This is a genomic window from Aeromonas sp. RU39B (genome assembly GCF_900156095.1).
GTDB lineage: Bacteria > Pseudomonadota > Gammaproteobacteria > Enterobacterales > Aeromonadaceae > Aeromonas.
The window spans coordinates 190,760-210,357 of record NZ_FTMJ01000004.1 but is presented as its reverse complement, the minus strand read 5'-3'; the positions used below and the strand labels follow the sequence as shown (position 1 = coordinate 210,357).

The 19,598-nt window shown below is 57.8% G+C and carries 19 protein-coding genes and 1 pseudogene; 13 read left to right on the top strand and 7 right to left on the bottom strand.

Going from position 1 to position 19,598, the window contains the following annotated elements:
• The first annotated feature begins 138 nt into the window (after positions 1-138).
• Positions 139-1,326, top strand: a complete 1,188-nt coding sequence (locus BW958_RS08385; RefSeq protein ID WP_076575278.1) for a multidrug effflux MFS transporter — start codon at positions 139-141, stop codon at positions 1,324-1,326.
• Positions 1,327-1,404: 78 nt separating this feature from the next.
• Here the strand turns inward: BW958_RS08385 and rluB are convergent, their stop codons facing one another.
• The 5 genes from rluB to BW958_RS08360 form a co-directional block, all read right to left on the bottom strand.
• On the bottom strand, positions 1,405-2,319 hold the full coding sequence (rluB, locus tag BW958_RS08380) for a 23S rRNA pseudouridine(2605) synthase RluB (RefSeq protein ID WP_076575277.1): 915 nt from the start codon (positions 2,317-2,319) through the stop codon (positions 1,405-1,407).
• On the bottom strand, positions 2,312-2,899 hold the full coding sequence (gene scpB, locus BW958_RS08375; protein WP_076575276.1) for an SMC-Scp complex subunit ScpB: 588 nt from the start codon (positions 2,897-2,899) through the stop codon (positions 2,312-2,314). The genes rluB and scpB overlap by 8 nt, the downstream gene beginning before the upstream one ends.
• Positions 2,883-3,701 carry a segregation and condensation protein A gene (locus BW958_RS08370; protein ID WP_076575275.1) on the bottom strand — a complete coding sequence of 273 codons (819 nt, stop codon included), beginning with the start codon at positions 3,699-3,701 and terminating at the stop codon, positions 2,883-2,885. Before BW958_RS08370 ends, scpB begins: the two co-directional genes overlap by 17 nt.
• The gene (locus BW958_RS08365; protein ID WP_076575274.1) at positions 3,701-4,321 is read right to left on the bottom strand and encodes an L-threonylcarbamoyladenylate synthase; all 621 of its coding nucleotides are present in this window, start codon (positions 4,319-4,321) and stop codon (positions 3,701-3,703) included. Before BW958_RS08365 ends, BW958_RS08370 begins: the two co-directional genes overlap by 1 nt.
• A 120-nt stretch (positions 4,322-4,441) precedes the next feature.
• The gene (locus BW958_RS08360) at positions 4,442-5,323 is read right to left on the bottom strand and encodes an RNase RNM (RefSeq protein WP_076575376.1); all 882 of its coding nucleotides are present in this window, start codon (positions 5,321-5,323) and stop codon (positions 4,442-4,444) included.
• A gap of 371 nt (positions 5,324-5,694) precedes the next feature.
• Between BW958_RS08360 and BW958_RS08355 the strand changes: the two genes are divergently transcribed.
• The 9 genes from BW958_RS08355 to BW958_RS08315 all read left to right on the top strand — a co-directional run bounded on the left by BW958_RS08355 (position 5,695) and on the right by BW958_RS08315 (position 15,537).
• Entirely contained in the window at positions 5,695-6,708 is a 1,014-nt protein-coding gene (locus tag BW958_RS08355) for a bifunctional 3-deoxy-7-phosphoheptulonate synthase/chorismate mutase (RefSeq protein WP_076575273.1), read from the top strand.
• Positions 6,709-6,724: 16 nt separating this feature from the next.
• Entirely contained in the window at positions 6,725-8,338 is a 1,614-nt protein-coding gene (locus tag BW958_RS08350) for an anthranilate synthase component 1 (protein WP_076575272.1), read from the top strand.
• Positions 8,331-8,930, top strand: coding sequence for an aminodeoxychorismate/anthranilate synthase component II (locus tag BW958_RS08345; protein ID WP_076575271.1), 600 nt, complete (start codon positions 8,331-8,333; stop codon positions 8,928-8,930). The genes BW958_RS08350 and BW958_RS08345 overlap by 8 nt, the downstream gene beginning before the upstream one ends.
• Positions 8,931-8,944: 14 nt before the next feature.
• Positions 8,945-9,967: an anthranilate phosphoribosyltransferase gene (gene trpD, locus BW958_RS08340; RefSeq protein WP_076575270.1), complete on the top strand. Its 1,023-nt coding sequence runs from the start codon at positions 8,945-8,947 to the stop codon at positions 9,965-9,967.
• 25 nt (positions 9,968-9,992) lie between these two features.
• Positions 9,993-11,387: a bifunctional indole-3-glycerol-phosphate synthase TrpC/phosphoribosylanthranilate isomerase TrpF gene (gene trpCF, locus BW958_RS08335; protein WP_083687279.1), complete on the top strand. Its 1,395-nt coding sequence runs from the start codon at positions 9,993-9,995 to the stop codon at positions 11,385-11,387.
• Positions 11,388-11,408: 21 nt separating this feature from the next.
• Positions 11,409-12,599 (top strand): tryptophan synthase subunit beta, encoded by a 1,191-nt coding sequence (gene trpB / locus BW958_RS08330; RefSeq protein ID WP_076575269.1) that lies wholly within the window; start codon positions 11,409-11,411, stop codon positions 12,597-12,599.
• Positions 12,599-13,405, top strand: coding sequence for a tryptophan synthase subunit alpha (gene trpA, locus BW958_RS08325; RefSeq protein WP_076575268.1), 807 nt, complete (start codon positions 12,599-12,601; stop codon positions 13,403-13,405). Before trpB ends, trpA begins: the two co-directional genes overlap by 1 nt.
• Positions 13,406-14,481: 1,076 nt before the next feature.
• Entirely contained in the window at positions 14,482-14,913 is a 432-nt protein-coding gene (locus BW958_RS08320; RefSeq protein ID WP_076575267.1) for a hypothetical protein, read from the top strand.
• Between the two features lie 81 nt (positions 14,914-14,994).
• Positions 14,995-15,537, top strand: coding sequence for a hypothetical protein (locus BW958_RS08315; protein ID WP_076575266.1), 543 nt, complete (start codon positions 14,995-14,997; stop codon positions 15,535-15,537).
• Positions 15,538-15,871: 334 nt separating this feature from the next.
• Here BW958_RS08315 and BW958_RS20305 read toward each other — a convergent pair.
• A pseudogene (locus tag BW958_RS20305) lies at positions 15,872-15,997 on the bottom strand (IS110 family transposase); the annotation flags it as partial.
• A gap of 199 nt (positions 15,998-16,196) precedes the next feature.
• Positions 16,197-17,147, bottom strand: a complete 951-nt coding sequence (locus BW958_RS08310; protein WP_076575265.1) for a transposase — start codon at positions 17,145-17,147, stop codon at positions 16,197-16,199.
• 115 nt (positions 17,148-17,262) lie between these two features.
• On the opposite strand from BW958_RS08310, the gene BW958_RS08305 reads away from it, so the two are divergent.
• The 3 genes from BW958_RS08305 to BW958_RS08295 all read left to right on the top strand — a co-directional run bounded on the left by BW958_RS08305 (position 17,263) and on the right by BW958_RS08295 (position 19,521).
• The gene (locus BW958_RS08305; RefSeq protein WP_076575264.1) at positions 17,263-17,982 is read left to right on the top strand and encodes a hypothetical protein; all 720 of its coding nucleotides are present in this window, start codon (positions 17,263-17,265) and stop codon (positions 17,980-17,982) included.
• A gap of 96 nt (positions 17,983-18,078) precedes the next feature.
• A complete protein-coding gene (locus BW958_RS08300) occupies positions 18,079-18,801 on the top strand; it encodes a DUF4062 domain-containing protein (protein WP_218641748.1) in 723 nt (240 codons plus the stop codon).
• A gap of 471 nt (positions 18,802-19,272) precedes the next feature.
• Positions 19,273-19,521, top strand: a complete 249-nt coding sequence (locus tag BW958_RS08295) for a DUF3297 family protein (protein ID WP_076575263.1) — start codon at positions 19,273-19,275, stop codon at positions 19,519-19,521.
• Positions 19,522-19,598 lie beyond the last annotated feature (77 nt).

The window sequence follows — 19,598 nt, the reverse complement described above, 5'->3', positions numbered from 1 at the left end:
TTACGATTACATTTATGCCTTTCGACGGCCTGTTGCTATCGTCACCTCACCGTCACACGACCTGATAGTGTTAAACCGGTTGTATTTGTTCACGTTTTGCTTCAACGTAATTAGATATAACTAAATCAAGGCTTAACTATGAGCCACCATACCCAGCAACACCCCAACCTGCGTTTTGCCACTCTGCTTGCCATGACCATGGCGCTGGGGCCGTTTGCCCTTGATACCTACCTGCCCGCCTTTCCTGCCATGGCGCAAGATTTGGGCTGTTCGGTGCATGAAATCTCGCTGAGCATCTCGGTGTACGTGTTTGTGCTGGCATTCGGGCAGCTGGTCGCCGGGCCGCTGTCCGATCGCATCGGCCGCGCCAACGTCATGCTCAGCGGCCTGCTGATCTTCGCCATGGCCAGCGCCTTGCTAACGGTGGTCAGCACCCTGCCCATGCTGCTGTTACTGCGCGCCGTTCAGGCCTTTGGTGCCGGCTGGGCGATTGTCTGCGTACCGGCGCTGGTGCGCGATCGCCTGCATGGACGGGAAGCGGCCAAGTTCTTCAGCCTGATCGGACTTATCGGGGTAGTAGCACCCGCGCTGGCGCCCTCGGTGGGTAGCACTTTGCTGGCCCGTTTCGCCTGGCCCGGCATCTTTGTCTTTCTGGCTCTGTATGGCCTGCTGATGGCGCTGCTGCTCAAGCGCATGGTGTTTGTGGGGGGAGTGGGCGCAGCATCTCCCCAGGCACACCCGATGACCCTGACAGCGCGCTACGGCTCGGTGCTGGTCAACCGCCCGGCACTGCGATTTCTGTTTATCCAGGCATTTTCGTTCTCGGTGATGCTGCTGTTTATCACCCACGCCTCGTTTATCTATCAGCAGCACTTTGGCGCCACCCCCGGCCAGTTCTCGCTGCTGTTCGGCGCCAATATGGTGGTGATGCTGACGGTAAATATCGCCAATCGCAAACTGCTGAACCACTTCACACCCCAGCGGATTCTCGCCCTCGGCCTGCTGCTACAGGGAGCCGGTCTGCTGGCCCTGATATTGGTGACCCTGTTTGCCCCCAGCCTCTGGTTGTTCCTGCCCGCCATGATGCTGACCGTCGGCGTGATGGGCGCCATTACCCCCAACACCCAGGCCTGTTTTATGGAGTATTTCACCCACAACAGCGGCACCGCCGCCGCCCTGATTGGCGCCGCCCAGTTCCTGTTTGCCGGAGTCATCTCCGCCGGCTCAGCCCTGCTGCCCGGCAGCGTGCTGGTGATTGTGCTCTGTCAGGCCGCCTGCTCGGCGGTATGCCTGTTGCTGCTGGCAATGCGCCAGCGCAGCGAGTAAGCAACCGCGTTTTTCCGACCCACCAATAGCAAAAAGCCCGTCACTGTGGACGGGCTTTGCGTATCTGGCAGGGGCAGTTTATTGACCGGTGCCGGAGTTACGGGTCGATGGACGACGGCGCGAGGCGGTCGTGCGGGTGCGACCACCGGCAGATTGCTGCTCCTTGTGGCGCTTGACGGCGCGACGGATCTGGGCAGCCTGCTTGTGGCGATTCGCCTTGCTATCGGCGTGCACGTCAACCTTGCTCTCGGTTTCGGACTGCATCCCCACCAGCGAACGCAGGTAGTTCACTTCGGCCAACTTGAGCTCTTGCCAACCGCCACGGGGTACCGAGCGGTCGAGCTTCACGTCGCCATAGCGGATACGCATCAGGCGGCTGACTTGCACGTCCTGAGATTCCCACAGGCGGCGCACTTCACGGTTGCGACCTTCGGTCAGGGTAACGTGAATCCATTGGTTCAGCCCTTCGCCACCGGCCGGCTTGATCTTGTTGAACTTGGCCACACCATCTTCGAGCTGCACACCGCGGCGCAGACGCTGCAGCATGGCTTCGTTGATCTCGCCAAACACACGCACCGCGTATTCACGCTCCACTTCGTGGCTCGGGTGCATCAGGCGGTTGGCCAGTTCACCGTCGGTGGTGAACAGCAGCAAACCGGAGGTGTTCACGTCAAGACGGCCAACGGCAATCCAGCGCCCTTCGGAAAGGGGAGGCAGACGGTCAAACACGGTAGGACGGCCTTCCGGGTCGTGGCGGGTGCACATCTCCCCTTCCGGCTTGTGGTAAGCCAGCACACGACAGATCAGTTCATCTGCCGGTTTGGTCTTGACCGTGTGACCATCAATACGGATCACAACATTGCTCTCGACGCGATCCCCCAGAACGGCAACTTTGCCATCCACGCTGACCCGACCCTCGGTGATGAGGGCCTCCATCTCACGACGGGAGCCGTGGCCCGCACGGGCCAGCACTTTTTGCAGTTTTTCACTCATCGGGTATACCTGATTGTTGACCGCCAAGCGGCAGGGCTGCCGCCAGCGGAGTTTCTGCTTCCGGGAGCAGCTCGGGGAGCTGCTCCAGGCTCTTCAAGTTGAAATAGTCGAGAAATTCGCGGGTCGTGGCGAGCAACTCGGGGCGCCCCGGCGCCTCTTTGTGCCCAATACCACGGACCCATCCCCGCTCTTTCAGGGTTGCCACCATCTGGCTGGAGACCGCCACACCGCGAATCGCTTCAATCTCGGCCCGGGTAATGGGCTGACGATACGCTATCAAGGTTAACGTCTCCATGACGGCCCGCGAATAACGCGGAGCCCGTTCACTCCATAAACGGGACAGCTCTTCGGCGAACTCCTGGCGGGCCTGAATGCGCCAACCGGAAGCCACCTCTTTCAATTCTACGCCGCGCGACTGGTAATCGCTTTTCAGCTCGGCCAGCAGCAGCTGAACGTAGCGGGTCGAGACCGGATAATCGGCCAGCACCGTGCTCTTGAGATCACTGATGGTAAGAGGCCGACCGGCCACCAGCAGGGCAGCCTCAATCAAGCTCTTCAGGCGCTCAGTGGGCAGGGCCATGCAGCATCTCCGCATCATCGGCCTGCTCGGCCAACGCAAAATGGATAGGGCCGAGCGGCTCGGCCTGCAGCAACCAGATGTGGGCGCCCTTGCACAGCTCCAGCAAGGCCAGGAAGGTGACCAGCACCCCCATGCGCCCCTCGTCAGTGCGCAGCACCTCGTCAAAGCGCAGGGTCATGCCCGGCGTCAGCATGGCCAGGATCTCGGCCATGCGCACCCGGGTCGGGATCTGCTCGCGCCGGATCTGATGATGCTCGAAGTGAGTCGCGCGTTTTACCACACTTTGCAGGGTCAAGGCGAGTTCAATCAGGGCAACGTCGGGGGCAAGCGGCTTCAAATCACCAAAATCCGGCAGCATCGCACTGGCGATAAATACCTCACGCTCGACCCGTGGCAAGGCATCGACCACCTCTGCCGCGAGCTTGAAACGCTCGTACTCCTGCAGGCGGCGAACCAGCGCCACCCGAGGGTCTTCACCCTCGTCATCTTCCAGCTCCGGCGCCTTGGGCAGCAGCAGGCGCGACTTGATCTCGGCCAGCCAGGCCGCCATAAGCAAATACTCGGCCGCCAGCTCCAGATTGAGCCCCTGCATCAGCTCGACATACTCCATGTACTGCGCGGTGATCTCGACGATCGGCAGGTTGAGAATGTCGAGTTGCTGGCGCCGGATGAGATAGAGCAGCAGATCGAGTGGCCCCTCGAAGGTCTCGAGGAACACTTCCAGCGCATCCGGCGGAATAAACAGATCCTGCGGCAGCTCGGTATAGGGCTTGCCCTCGACCAGGGCGATCGGATCGCTCATCACTCGAACGGCGTCGGATCCCCGGCGCCGCGACGGCGCACCACCGGCTCATCGTCGGAAAAGTCGATCACCGTGGTCGGTTGCTCGCCGAGATAACCGCCGTTGATCACCAGATCGAGCTGCTTGCCTAGCTTGTCGTTGATCTCGTCCGGATCATACTCGGCCGTGGCCGAACCCGGCAGGATCAAGGTGGTCGAGAGCAGCGGCTCCCCGAGCGCCTCCAGCAGTGCCAGCGCAATATTGTTGTCTGGCACCCGGATACCGATGGTCTTCTTCTTCTCGTTCATCAGGCGCCGCGGCACCTCTTTGGTGGCCTTGAAGATGAAGGTGTAGGCACCCGGCGTGTTGTTTTTGATCAGGCGAAAGGCGCTGTTCTCCACCCGGGCATAGGTCGCAAGCTCAGAGAGATCGCGGCATACCAGAGTAAAATCGTGGTCGGCTTCGATGCGGCGGATGCGGCAGATGCGCTCCAGCGCGCCCTTGTCACCCATCTGGCAGCCCAGCGCATAACCCGAATCGGTCGGGTAGACGATGACGCCACCGCTTTTAAGGATCTGCACCGACTGGCTGATCAGGCGCACCTGCGGATTTTCTGGGTGAATATAAAAATACTGACTCATGGGTACCTCCCGGGTTTATCACCCGGCGATTGCTCACGCAATGGACGGCACAGCCGCCGGACAGGATCCGTCGCACGGATCATCGAAACACTTGGTAATCTGCTTATTCTGCGCTCGTTTTCAAGCGCTTGCATCCGTCGTCTGCACCTCGGCCAGGGTCACGCCAAACAAGGCGGGATGAACCTGCCACAAGGGCTGACCGTGCTTGGGCAGCCACAGACCGCGACCAAGCTCCAACCAGGGTTGCGGCTGATGAAAATCGGAGCCGACCGAAATCAGCAAGCCGTGCTCCTCTGCCCACTGGCCGAGATTCGCGCGCTCAATGGGACTTTGCTGCGGCAGGCACACCTCCATGGCATCGCCGCCCGCCTCACCAAATGCCACCATCAGGCGTTTGATCCATTTGGTGGTGAGATCATAGCGCCCCGGATGGGCCAGCACCGCCTTGCCACCACCGGCATGAATGGCGGCAATCGCCTCAGCCATCACCGGCCACTGAGCCGGCACATAACCCTTGTTGCCGCGCGAGAGATAGCGCTTGAACACCTTCTGTATCGAGTCCACCACACCGGTATTGACCAGATGGCGGGCAAAGTGGGCACGGGTCACCTCGGCGTCACCGGCGAGTGCCTGCGCCCCGGCAAACGCATCCGGGATGCCGCACTTTTCCAGCCGACGACCAATCTCTTCGGCCCGCTCGCGGCGGCGCTGCGCCTGCGCTTTGAGAAACGCCTGCAGCGGCGCACTGGTCAGCGCCACCCCCAGCCCCACGATATGGATTTCGTGATGCTCCCAATTGGTGGAGATCTCCACGCCATTGACCAGTCGCAGCGGCAACTGGTGCGAAGCGACAGCCTCTGCCGCCTCGGCCAAGCCCGCCAGCGTGTCGTGATCGGTGATGGCCAGCACATCCACCCCCTTTTCGGCGGCGCGCAGCACCAGCTCGGTTGGGGAGAGCGCGCCATCAGAGGCAGTGGTATGGCAGTGCAGATCGAATCGCAGCAAGGTGAGCTATCTCTCCTGTGGTAAAAAAGCGGCTTGACTTGTCCGGTGAAATATCGTTTTACTGTAGGCACTTCAGATTGCACGAGACAGGACTCTATCCATGCAAGCGACTTTCACCCTCAACCTGATTTGGTGGTGGCACACTCCCTAAAACGCGGGCGTGTGGTCGTTGCTGTGTGCGAAATACCTGACAGCAAGAATAAAGAACCAAGAAAAAGCCCGCTGACCCCAGCGGGCTTTTTCATTATCCGGTTTTTAACGTATTAAGCGAGCAAGTGATGCAATTGATCAGACTGACAGGGCGATGGCGGCCCGAAACGGAAATCACAAGCCACTGATTTGATATTTATTTTAAGGAAAGCACCGCCATGATCATTGTACTCAAGCCCGCCGCCACCGAGGCTCATGCCAACGCCCTGCTGGCCCGTATCGAACAAACCGGTCTCAAGCCGCTCTATCTGCCGGGCGCCGAGCGCATCGTGCTGGGCGCTCTGGGCGACGAACGTATTCTCGATGGGCTCAACCTCGATGCCGATCCCATGGTCGAATCGGTCAAACCGATCCTCTCCAAATACAAGCTGGTCAGCCGTGAGCTGCACCCGCACGACAGCCAGGTGCGCATCGGTAACCTGACCGTCGGTGGCGATACCTTCGCCCTGATTGCCGGCCCCTGCTCGGTGGAATCCCGCGAGCAGCTGCACTCGGTCGCCGCCATGGTCAAGCAGTATGGCGCTCAGGCGCTGCGTGGTGGTGCCTTTAAGCCGCGCTCGAGCCCTTACGGCTTTCAGGGGCTCGGTGAAGAGGGGCTCAAACTGCTGGCCGAGGTGAACCGCGAACACGGCCTGCCGACCGTATCGGAAGTGATGGACGCCAGCGACGTGGAGATGATGTGCCAATACGTCGATTGCCTGCAGATTGGCTCGCGTAACATGCAAAACTTCCGCCTGCTCACCGCCGTCGGCCAGACCGACAAGCCGGTGCTGCTCAAGCGCGGTCTGTCAGCCACCATCGAAGAGTTCCTGCTGGCGGCCGAATATATCTACGCCGCCGGTAACCATCGCATCATCTTGTGTGAGCGCGGTATCCGCACCTTTGAAACCGCCACCCGCAATACTCTGGACTTGAACGCCGTCGCCCTGCTCAAGCAGAAGACCCACCTACCGGTGCTGGTTGACCCGAGCCACGGCACCGGCATTCGTGAGCTGGTGATCCCGCTGTCACGCGCGGCCGCTGCGGTCGGCGCCGACGGTATCATCGTCGAGGCTCACCTCAACCCGGCCCAGGCACTCTCGGATGGACATCAGGCGCTCACCGAGCCCCTGTTCCGCCAGCTGGTGGCCGAGTTGACCCCCTTTGTGCAGGCCGCCGGCCGCCACCTCTGATTGAAAGGATGCAACCATGACCTCCCTGCCCTTCGGCAAGTTTGAAACCCTGCGCCTGTCGGCCCCCTATGTGGCCGACCCGCTGGCACTCTATCGCACCCTGTGCGGCGAGCGGCCCCACACCGTGCTGCTCGAATCGGCCGAAATTGACAGCAAGGCTGGCAAGCAGAGCCTGCTGCTGGTCGATGCCTGCCTGCGCCTTGAGTGCCGCGATCAGACGGTGACGGTGCGCGCACTCTCTGCCAACGGCGAGCCGCTGCTGGCGCTGCTGGCCAAACAGTTGCCAAACGAGGTTACCCGCCAGCAGCAAGATAACGCGCTGGCCCTAACCTTCCCGCGCGCCGATCAGGCGCAAGACGAAGACAGCCGCCTCAAGGCTGTCGGCGTGCTCGACGCCCTGCGCCAACTGATCACCGGTCTGGAGACCGAGCATGAGCGCAGCAGCCTGTTTCTGGCCGGCACCTTCGCCTATGACCTGATCGCCGCCTATGAAGATTTGCCGCAGGTGCCGGAGGGGAGCAACGACTGCCCGGATTTTTGCTTCTATGTGGCTGAAACCCTGATCACCATCGATCACACGGTGCAGGCGACCAAGATCCAGGCCTGCGTCTTCGGCGGCGAAGGGTTTGCCCCGAGTTATCGTCGCCTGTCGGCGCGCCTTGGCGAGCTGAAAACCGCCTGCGCTGCCGCCGTCACTGCCGAGCAAGCCGCACCGACCATCAGCGGTCCGATTGCCGTTGATCAGGATGACAAGCGTTACTGCGCCGAAGTTGAGCGCCTCAAGGGCTATATCCGCAAGGGCGATATCTTTCAGGTGGTGCCCTCGCGCACCTTCTCGCTGCCCTGCCCGAGCCCGCTGGCCGCCTATCGCCGCCTCAAGCAGACCAACCCCAGCCCCTACATGTTCTATCTGCAAGATGAGCAGTTCACCCTGTTTGGCGCCTCGCCCGAGAGCGCGGTGAAGTTCTGCGCCCAGAGCCGTCAGGTGGAGATGTACCCGATTGCCGGCACCCGTCGCCGTGGCCTGAACCCTGATGGCAGCATCAATGCCGATCTGGACGGTCGCCTTGAGCTGGAGCTGCGTCAGGACGAGAAAGAGGTGGCCGAGCACCTGATGCTGGTCGATCTTGGCCGCAACGACATCGCCCGCATCAGCGAGCCGGGCACCCGCTATGTGAAAGACCTGCTCAAAGTCGATCGCTACAGCCACGTCATGCACCTGGTCTCACGGGTCGTCGGGCAGCTGCGCGGCGATCTGGATGCCCTGCACGCCTATCAGGCCTGCATGAACATGGGCACCCTGACCGGTGCGCCGAAAATTCGCGCCAGTGAGCTTATCCGCACCGTCGAAGGCAAGCGCCGTGGCAGCTACGGCGGCGCCGTGGGCTACTTAAACGGTGACGGCGAGATGGACACCTGCATCGTTATCCGCTCGGCCTTTGTGAAAAACGGCGTGGCCCACGTTCAGGCCGGTGCCGGCGTGGTCTTTGATTCCAAGCCCCAGGCCGAGGCCGACGAAACCCGCGCCAAAGCCGCCGCCGTGCTCTCCGCTATCGCTGCCAGCCATGGCACCTCGCTGCAGGCATTGAACGCCTTGGCAGCCAAGAACAAGGAAGTGAGCCATGACTAACATTTTCCTGCTCGATAACTTCGACTCCTTTACCTACAACCTGGTCGATCAGTTCCGCTCCCTCGGTTATCCGGTGCGGATCTACCGCAACAGCCTGCCGGCCCAGCGCATCATGGCAGAAATTGACGCATGCGCCGGTGATGCGGTGCTAGTGCTCTCACCGGGCCCGGGTGCCCCGCACGAAGCGGGCTGCCTGATTGAGCTCATCAAGCTGGCACGCGGTCGGGTGCCGATCCTCGGTATCTGCCTCGGTCATCAGGCGCTGTGCGAAGCCTATGGCGGCACCGTCGGCTCGGCTGGCGAGATCGTCCATGGTAAGCGCTCACTTATCGAGCACGACGGTCACGGCGCCTTTGCCGGTCTGCCCAACCCGCTGCCGGTGGCACGTTACCACTCCCTGGTCGCCACCTATGTGCCGCCAGAGCTATCAGTGATTGCCCACTATCAGGGCATGCCCATGGCACTGGCGCAGGAGGAGGACCGCGTGCTCGGCTTTCAGTTCCACCCGGAATCCATTTTGACCAGCGAAGGGGCCCGTCTGCTGACTCAGGCTCTCGCCCACATTACCCGCGCCAATCGCGGCGAGCAGTAAGCAAGGACGCCACCATGCATCAACATCTCAATACTCTTTATCAGGGTCAGTCGCTCAGCCGCGACGACTCCCGTGACGCCTTCGGCCAAGTGGTGCGCGGCGAAGTCGATCCCATCGTGCTCGCCAGCCTGCTCACCGCCTTAAAAATCAAAGGGGAAACTCCGGCCGAGATCGCCGGCGCCGCCGAAGCACTGCTGGCCGAAGCCCGCCCGTTTCCGCGCCCGGACTATGCCTTCTGCGACATTGTCGGGACCGGTGGCGATGGCCTTAACACCATCAACGTCTCCACCACCTCGGCGCTGGTCGCCGCCGCTTGCGGCCTCAAGGTGGCCAAGCACGGCAACCGCTCGGTGTCGAGCAAATCGGGCTCAAGCGATCTGCTCGATCAGATGGGGATCAAGCTCGACATGAGCCCAGAGCAGGCCCGGCATTGCCTCGATGAACTCGGTGTCTGCTTTCTGTTTGCGCCCCAGTATCACGCCGGGGTTCGCCACGCCATGCCGGTGCGCCAAACCCTCAAAACCCGCACCCTGTTCAACGTACTCGGGCCGCTGATTAACCCCGCCCGACCGACCTATCAACTGATGGGCGTTTATGCCCCCGAACTGGTGCGTCCGATTGCCGAAACCCTGCTGGCCTTGGGGCTGAAAACGGGTATGGTGGTACACGGCGCCGGCCTCGACGAGGTGGCGGTGCACGGACCGACCCAGGTGGCCGAGATCCGCGATGGGGAGATCCGCGAATATATGCTGACGCCAGCCGATTTCGGGCTCGAAACCTATCCGGTCAGTGCCATTGAAGGGGGGACTCCGGCCGAGAACCGGGCCATCACCCAGGCGATTTTGGAAGGACGTGGCGCCCCGGCCCACAACGCAGCGATTGCCGCCAACGTGGCGCCCTTACTGGTGATGGCCGGTGCCGAGCCGACCCTGCGCCAGGCGGCCAGTCGCGTGCTGGCGGTGCTGGCCAGCGGTGAGGCGGCCAGCCTTGCGGCGCGCCTTGCCACCCTCAGCCATCTGGAGCCGGCTGCCGGTTAATGGATTTCACGTTAAGGACAGACTCATGCTCAATCATTCCTCCCTCAGTCAGACCATCCTCGGCAAGATTGTCGCGGCCAAGCAGCAGTGGCTGGAGGAGCGCAAGGTCAGTCAGCCGCTCGCGCTGTTTCAAGCCGGGCTGACTCGCAGCGATCGCGATTTTGAAGGGGCCCTGCGCGCCGGTGGCACCCGCTTTATCATGGAGTGCAAGAAGGCCTCCCCCTCCAAGGGGCTGATCCGTGGTGACTTCAACCCGGAGCTGATTGCCGACACCTATGCCCCCTATGCCGCCGCCATCTCGGTGCTGACCGACGAGCCCTATTTTCAGGGGGACTTTGCCTACCTGCCGCGGGTACGCGCCCGCGTCAATCAACCGGTGCTGTGCAAGGATTTCATGATTGACCCTTATCAGGTCTATCTGGCCCGTCACTATCAGGCTGACGCCATCTTGCTGATGCTCTCGGTGCTGTCAGACGAGGGCTATCGCACCCTGTTTGCGGTGGCCCGCGGGCTCGGTCTGGGCGTGCTGACCGAGGTGAGCAACGAAGAGGAGGTGGCGCGTGCCATCACCCTCGGGGCGCCGGTCATCGGCATTAATAACCGGGACTTGCGCGATCTGAGCGTCGATCTCGACCGCACCCGCCAACTGGCCGCCCTGATCCCAAGCGATCGGCTGGTGGTCAGCGAATCGGGCATCCACCATCGCGCCCAGGTCGCCAGCCTGCGCCAGTACGCCAAGGCGTTTTTGGTGGGCTCGTCGTTGATGAGCGAGCCGGATCTGCCGCGCGCCGTGAAAAAGCTGGTGCTCGGCCAAAACAAGGTGTGCGGCCTGACCCGGCCACAAGATGCCGCCGCTGCCTTTGAGGCCGGCGCCATCTACGGCGGACTGATTTTTGTCGGCAAGAGCCCGCGCTATGTGGACATTCCGGCCGCCCGCGCCGTGATGGCCGGTGCGCCGCTGCAATACGTCGGCGTGTTTCGCAATGCCAAACCCGAGACGGTGGTGAAAACCGTCGAGGCGCTGGGATTGGCCGCCGTGCAGCTGCACGGGGATGAAAATGGCGCCTATATCGACGCGCTGCGCCCCTTGCTGCCGGATAACTGCCAGATCTGGAAGGCAGTCCATGTGGTGCCAGGTGAGCCCTTGCCGGACCTTGCGTTCCCGTGCGATCGCATCCTGCTCGACACCAAGGTGAGCGGCCAAAGCGGCGGCACTGGCGTCGCCTTTGACTGGCAACTGCTCGCCACCATCGATAAATCAACGCTGATGCTGGCCGGTGGGCTCAACCCCGACAACGCCCTTGCGGCTGCCCAAGTGGGCTGTCTCGGTCTTGATTTCAACTCCGGGGTGGAATCGGCGCCCGGCATCAAGGACGCGACCCGCATTCAAGCGGCATTTGAACAACTGACCCGACTCTGAATTATTCAAAGGAACCTGACGATGACACTGCTCAACCCCTTTTTCGGCGAATTCGGCGGCATGTATGTGCCGCAGATCCTGATGCCGGCACTGCTCCAGCTGGAGAAGGCCTTTGTCGATGCCAAGGATGATCCGGCCTTTATCGCCGAATTTGGCACCCTGCTGACCGAATATGCCGGCCGCCCGACCCCGCTGACCCTGACCCGCAACCTGACCCGCGGCACCAAGACCCGCCTCTATCTTAAGCGTGAAGATCTGCTGCACGGCGGCGCCCACAAGACCAACCAGGTGCTGGGCCAGGCCCTGCTTGCCAAGCGCATGGGCAAATCGGAGATCATCGCCGAAACCGGCGCCGGCCAACATGGCGTCGCCACCGCGCTGGCCTGCGCCCTGCTGGGTCTGAAGTGCCGCGTCTATATGGGCGCCAAGGATTGCGAACGGCAAAAACCCAACGTCTTTCGCATGAAGCTGATGGGCGCCACCGTGATTCCGGTGCACTCTGGCTCGGCCACCCTCAAAGATGCCTGCAACGAGGCGCTGCGCGACTGGGCTGCCACCTATGAAACCTCCCACTACATGCTGGGCACCGCCGCCGGTCCGCACCCCTTCCCGACCATTGTCCGTGAATTCCAGAAGATGATCGGCGAAGAGGCCAAGGTGCAGTGCTTTGAGAAAGAGGAGCGTCTGCCGGATGCGGTGATTGCCTGCGTGGGCGGTGGCTCCAATGCCATCGGCATGTTTGCCGACTTTATCCCGGATAGCTCGGTACGTCTGATTGGCGTTGAGCCGGCCGGTCACGGTATCGAATCGGGCGAGCACGGCGCGCCGCTTGGTCACGGCACCAAGGGGGTGTTCTTTGGGATGCACTCCTATCTGATGCAAGACAGCCAGGGCCAGATCCAGGAGTCCTACTCCATCTCCGCCGGCCTCGACTTCCCGTCGGTCGGCCCGCAGCACGCCCATCTGGCCGCCATCGGCCGCGCCGAGTATGTCTCGGTGACCGATCAGGAGGCACTCGATGCCTTCCGCGAGCTGGCCCTGCACGAGGGGATTATCCCGGCGCTGGAGTCCTCCCATGCGCTGGCCCACGCCCTCAAGATGGCCCGCAGCGAACCTGAAAAAGAGCAGGTGCTCATCGTCAATCTCTCCGGTCGTGGTGACAAGGACATCTTCACCGTCGCCGACATCTTCGAAAAGCAAGGAGTCCTGTGATGAACCGTTATGCGGATATGTTTGACCGTCTCGATGCCGCCAAGCAGGGCGCCTTCGTTCCGTTTGTGGCGCTCGGCGACCCGACGCCCGAGCTGTCGCTGGCCATCGTCGATGCGCTGGTAGAAGGCGGCGCCGATGCCCTTGAGCTCGGCATCCCCTTCTCCGATCCGGTCGCCGACGGCCCGACCATCCAGGGCGCCGCACTGCGCGCCTTTGCCAGCGGCACCACCCCGGATCGCTGCTTTGAGTTGCTCGGCCGCATTCGTGCCAAGTACCCGACCCTGCCGATTGGCCTGCTGGTGTACGCCAATCTCGTCTATGTGCGCGGCATCGACGGCTTCTATGAAAAGTGCCAACAAGCCGGCGTTGACTCGGTGCTGGTCGCCGACGTGCCGGTCGAGATGTGCGCCCCCTACAAGGCAGCGGCCGACCGCTTTGGCATCGCCAGCATCTTTATCGCGCCGCCTAATGGCGATCGTGAGACCCTGCAAAAAGTGGCCGAGCTTGGCAGTGGTTACACCTATCTGGTGAGCCGCGCCGGTGTCACCGGCGCCGAAACCAAGGCCGGTATGCCGGTCGATGGGCTGGTAAACACCCTGCGTGAGTTTAACGCCGCCCCGGCTCTGCTCGGCTTTGGCATCAGTGAGCCGGCCCAGGTGCGCGAGGCCATCAAGGCCGGTGCCGCCGGCGCCATCTCCGGCTCGGCCGTGGTCAAGATTATCGAGACCTATCACCAAGAGCCGACCCGGATGCTGACCCGCTTAAAAGAGTTTGTGGAAGGGATGAAGGCGGCGACCAATCGATAGGGAATGGCATTAGCCAAATGCCATTGGCCGTGTCTGTAGAGAGGGGAGCCTGATAGGCTCCCTTTTTTATCCGGCGCCAAAGGTGGGCTTTCTGTAGGTCTGATTAGCAAAGCATAATCAGATGTTCGCGACGTTGATGTGGTGGCGCTGCTTCCCTACGCAGTGGCACATCGTAGGGTGCAATAAGCGCCGCGCATTGCACCGCAGGGGATTGTCCGTTCCACGACGACAGACTCTCGCCGGATTCCAGAGCCGGCGGTTAACCCCTCAATGCGGCTACGCCGCATGGGACACGAGGACTTTGTCCTCGACAGGGTTTCGTCCGCCCTTCGGGCTGGGGCGAGTGACTTTGGAAAGACCCAAAGTCACCAAAGGTCTTCTCCCCCGCTTATTCGCCCGACTGACGTCGGGTACCTTCGGCTCACCTTTTGTCCAACGGCACGCGCCGATGGGCCGTCCATGGCCCAGCGCCGCTCGCTCGGCATCCTGCCTCGTGGCCTAGACAACAGGACTCGCTTCAGCGAACTAAGAGGGGGATCAATACCGTGCCAGCCCTGAGCCCCGACAAACCGCAGAGATGCTCACTCTCCCATTAGCAGAGGGTTGGAGTGAGGGGCGTTTTCGCACTTCTGCTAACCAACAACCCACTTGAAACGACAGTTGCTCACTAATTGATTGAACCTGCTCAGATTTTTATCAACGTCCTCTTTTCAGATCTCGCGTTGCACCCGTAAGATAGCCAAATGGCAATCTGTCTCTCGGCGCAATGTGATGGCAACGATGGATGGGCTCTCGCAGGTTAAAAGCGGTGGACTGGGTTTGTAACTCAGTGCGGTAGCCTTGCCGACGCTTGCCATGGCCTATGTCACACCATTTTTCGATATCGTCGTAATGGCGGCGCAAAAGGAAGAGGTCAAGCGAGTAAGTTAAGCCGCAAGGGACAAATGGCAAGCTATTGACTGAAAACATAGTGATTGATGCCCTATAACGGGGCAGAGCGGGGTTAGATGGAAGTCGGTATTAATGTGTTAGTGCCGACTTCCATCTAGTCAAAGTTAGCCCTTACAGGACATCCAATGAATCGCGAAAGATTTTTAGTAAAGTCGTTTGGTGACAATATCGATGGGACAAAGGCGGGTCTTATCAAGCTCATACAGCTACTCGATACCCATGACCATGCAGTGATAGTTGTTCCCGAAATAGGAAAGGTAAAGAGCACCATGCTCGTTGATGCTCTTGGAGAAGATCTCTCAAAGGCTCTGATAAAAAATCGAGAAATCGCATTTCCGGGAAACAAGAAAATCAGTTTGTGTGCGCAATCGACATTGAAAAACTACAGGCATGCAGACGCTTACTTAGCTTTGTGGGGCTCCGAATACACGATTGCAGATATTGAAGCTCTGCCTAATTGGGCGTCATTGGTTCTTGTAACTTGGTTACCGAAAGATTCCGCACAGTGGGAAGCAGCAAATAGAGTTACTGTCATTTACGACGACAAAAAGGGCTAACCCATCAGTCGAGAGGGCCCCCCCCGAAGCTGCGCTTTGGGCGGTCCCTCACTTCAAACGTTAGAGCGCAAGGATTACGATGTGCAAATTGCCGAACTGAAAGAAATCGCACCATTGCTGGCTGGTGGAATCGGTGCTGGAGCCACGCTTATTGCCGTCGTTGTAACAAGCCTATTCAATTTAAGGGTTGCGCGGCTAAACATTGAGGCCCAGAGCCGCCAAAAAACAAAAGAGCTAAAAATTGAAAAGCTTGAGGACCTATTCTTCCTATTCGAAAAATGGCAGGTAAACTTCTCAAATATCTACCTGATCCACCTTCGCTGCTACCGAGGCCAGCTAACATTCAACGAAGTAATTAAATTAGTCAATGAGCGTACAACTCTCGCTCCCGGTGAAGCACAGAAGTACCGAATGATCATGGATCTTCACTTTCCGTCACTTGTACAAGCGTATGCTCCAGTTGAAGCCGCACGCAAACGTCTAGTGCCATTCCTCTCTGATCCGAGTGTTAGCAGACTAAGCACCCAAGAGTTTAAGAGCAATCAAGTCATCTTTGAGGAAGCCTGTGAAGCCTTCAAATCCAAAGTGAGCTCCTTAGCTCACGAAACGTTAGAACTGGAATGAGCGAGCAAAATGAGGACATATATGGTCACCTCGCTGGATGCAAGGCCAACACCCTGATGGCAGTGTATTAGCAAAGTGGTCTTGTATAGGTCGTTACATAATGCCCCCCTGTCTCGTAACGCGTCTGGCCACAGATGATTGACGGTCTTACGACATATATCCAGCATCACACAGTTGTGTCTGCTCTGATGAGTTCCAATGTGAAGTCTTACCCGCCTTAGCACCCACAAGGCCTCGAACGCCAGTGTCCCATCAGGTTCCAGGTAAGACATATCCGTTTAGCTCATCATTGCCATTACCGCTTTACGTTGACTTCGGGTTGTTAATTCTTGGGTTATTTCACTGCCTGACAGGCTTTAGTGAGATCGAATCTTTGTCCTGTTGTCAGGACTGCCCAGACGATCCGGGCCAGTTTATTGGCAAGAGCTACGGTCACTTTGCAACTGTGTTTGCGCGCCTTGAATTTCAATTGGGACATCCACCTTTTGGGGTAAGCCGTAGTGCTATCGAAATTGTTTGTTGGTTACCCTGAGAAACATGTATCACCAGTCGTAACGGGCAGGAAAAGTTAGGCTTTCGGCAAATCGACGGCTTTAGACACAGCCAAACTCGCTGCCGATGATACCGGCAGGGCCCAGACGACAATCAATGAAAGCGAGTCAGTGCTTAGGATGACGACATCGTTGCTGGCCGCAGTGGTGGGCGTATTGTTGGCACAGTGCCCCATCCCCCACGGCCCGAATACCTGAGCGCCGAAACACGCTGACCTGGCGCAGCCAGCTGCTTTCTGCCAGATTCAAGCGCTGCAATATCGGCGCAAGCCCGGCAGGAATATGACCACGCTTGTCATCACGCATCGCCCGTCCGGTCCAATCGACCAGCGTCAGATAGTCGGTAAACGCATACGGCAAGGCATGCTCTTGCTCGCGCTGCTTCTCGGAAAACGGCAGCAACAGAGGTGGCAGCTCACCGGTTGCACGTCCCAGCCGCTGGCTGATGCTGGTGTAATCGCTCTCCTCCGGCCCCTCCGCCACCTTGGCGCGCACCGGATTGAGCTCGACATAGGTCATGCACGCCAGCAATGCTGATTCCGTCAGTAGCGCCTGACTTTTGAAGCGCCCTTCCCAGAAGTGTCCCTTGCAGCCATCTTCCTGATTGGCTTGCCGTGCCAGGCTTTCGTTGAGTAGACGCACCAGCCAGCTGATGGAGTAGAGTCGCTCCCGCCACTGGGCAAGTAATCCTTGTACCACGGCCAACTCCAGCTCGGTCAGCAACTCTTCCAGATACCAGCGGCGCACCAGCAATGGCCACTGAAACAGCCCGGCCCAGCGCTCGGCTACCTCGCGGTCACTCCAGCCGTTTGCCACCTCCGGCTCAACCTTCAGCACCAGATGGTAGTGGTTGTTCATCACCGCATAGGCGCAAACACCAATGGCAAAGACCCGCGACAACTGACCCAGCTTGTCGACCACCCACTGCCGTCGGTGCTCGAAGCTTTGGCCGGAATGGCTATCTTCCCCGCACAGAAACGCACGGCGCACACAGCGGCTGACCACGTGGTAGTAGGGCGTATCCTGCAAACAAATTTGACGTGAACGGGCGATGGTCATGGCAACCTCCCTCGGTGCTAAACCTTAAGCCAAGCAGCCCGCTACACCGCTGTCAAAAAGGTGGGTGTCCCAATGTATTTTGTATAGACGTTTTTTTAGAGCCTACCTTAATGGCATGTACTTTCCCAAGGATGTGTATGAGTTAGAAGATGCGTTCAACAACGACCTCCCTCAGTTTAAATTTAACGCGTTTATACAGCACAAGCGCCCAGAAAGAATGGTTAAAGATACTGCTGCAGAATGGGGTTCATGGAATCAAGAGTATTATAGGTATAAAATATTAGACCATCAGCAATCAACTCTCGAAATTTTGGAGGCGAATGTAGGTGATCACGGTGTTGTTACTTATGCCAGTCCTGCATTTCATACAAAGCAGGAATTCTGGAACGTACACAAGTCCCAGTCGTTTATCCAAAAATCAAATTTTTGCCAGCCGAGTAAACTAAGCGGGCATAATGCGTACACTTATATCTCACCTGGAACAAGTGGCATTGCACACTCAGAACCGGAAAAGGTTGAAAGCAAACACCTGATTAAAGAACTAGAAAGATTGTCTCAGTCAGAAATTAAGAATAACCTGAAGAATTCAATATTCATTTCAAATAGTTGCGAACTAATTGAAATAGCATTGGAGCCACAAGAAAAATATCATTATCTTTATAATGAAATCGTTGGCGCTCTAGATATGTATCAACAAGAATCACCAAAGTTATTACGCGATCTTTATAGGCTGTCAGCGTTCAAGTTTGTCACAGGAACAAATTTATATTTTGGTGTTGGTGATGAATCATTTAACAATAAAATTCAGCAGACTCGCCAGAGGCCTCGCTGCTGATTTAAGCATTAGACCGCAAGGCAGAAGTTCGCGAGGACGTAGAACTGAAATGAGGCCCCCCACTTTTTTAATTAACTTAACTATAAGACCATAAACATGGATAAGCGTTATCAAGTTTTTGTGAGTTCAACTTACGTTGATCTAAAAGAAGAAAGGCAAAAGGTCTTACAAACCTTAATGGAAATGGATTGTATTCCTGCAGGGATGGAATTATTCCCTGCTGCAGACGAAGAACAGTGGGACTTTATTAAACGTGTAATAGATGACTGTGACTACTACTTGCTCATTATAGGAGGTCGATATGGCTCAGTAGCTGAGGATGGACTTAGCTACACAGAAAAAGAATTTGATTATGCAGTGAGTAAGGGTATTAAAGTTATCGCTATGCTGCATGACGAACCAAATGCATTACCGAGAGCAAAAACAGAATTAGATAAAGAGGGTTATGAGAAACTCCAAAAATTCAGGGGAAAAGTAAGTACAGGTAGATTAGTGCGTTACTGGACTAATACATCTCAACTTTCTGGTGAAGTAGCACTTAGCCTCAATAAAACTATCAAAATGTTTCCAGCTATCGGTTGGGTAAGAGCAGACTCAACGGCTTCACCAGAGTTGTTAGCAGAAATTAATAATCTGCGAAAACGAAATGAAGAACTGCAGCATAAATTAAATGAATCCAGTGCGGAAGCGCCACTGATTCCAAGCTCTGAACTCGCAGATTGGGAGAGCTCATTAAAATTAAGCGGTACTTTTATGATAAACGCGATGAGTATGTATGATCCGACGGAACATCATATTTGGCCAGCAGAAACAACATGAAAAGACATATTTGGTAAGTTATCTCCACTAATTGCTAGCAGTCCGCGTGAAGATAAAGTTAATAAATTCTTAGCGGAACACTTTAGCAAGGTAGACAAAAACATATCTGGTCTTACTGAGTTGGTTGTAAGCCAACAAGATCTATTTACCATCCGAATTCAATTTTTGGCGTTGAACCTCATTAGCATTGATAACACGGTAGATGGTGCAAGGTGGAATCTAACAGAAAGAGGTACGCAAAAAATGATATTATCCAGAGTCGTTAGGGCTACAGACATTAATTAAACACTGAAATGAGTACACACATCTTTCTGAGCAAAGCATTGCACAGCAATGACACAATAGATGGCACTAGAGATCGAGTTATCACCCGATATAGCCATCATCCCCCTACCCAGCTCGGGGTTACCTTGAGCCGGGCGGGGCCATTGACTACAATGGCGCACTTTGTCTCTACCGCAGGTCATCACCATGAGCGATACCCAAACCAAACCGGCACTGCCTGATCATCTCTCTGCCAATCCGCGCAGCCCCCACTATGTAGCCGCCTGCTTTGAGCATGAGATCGGCATTCGCCTTAACGGCAAAGAGCGCACCGATGTGGAGGAGTACTGCATCAGCGAAGGTTGGGTGAAGATCCCCTCCCCCAAGGCCAAAGATCGCCGTGGTCAGCCCCTGCTGATGACCATCAAGGGCACGGTCGAGGCTTACTACCTCTAAGCCAGCTTGGCTGGTCGGTGGGTTGTTCCTGACAAGTCGATGGCCACAGGGCCCTGCGGGCCTCTTGCGATAAGGAG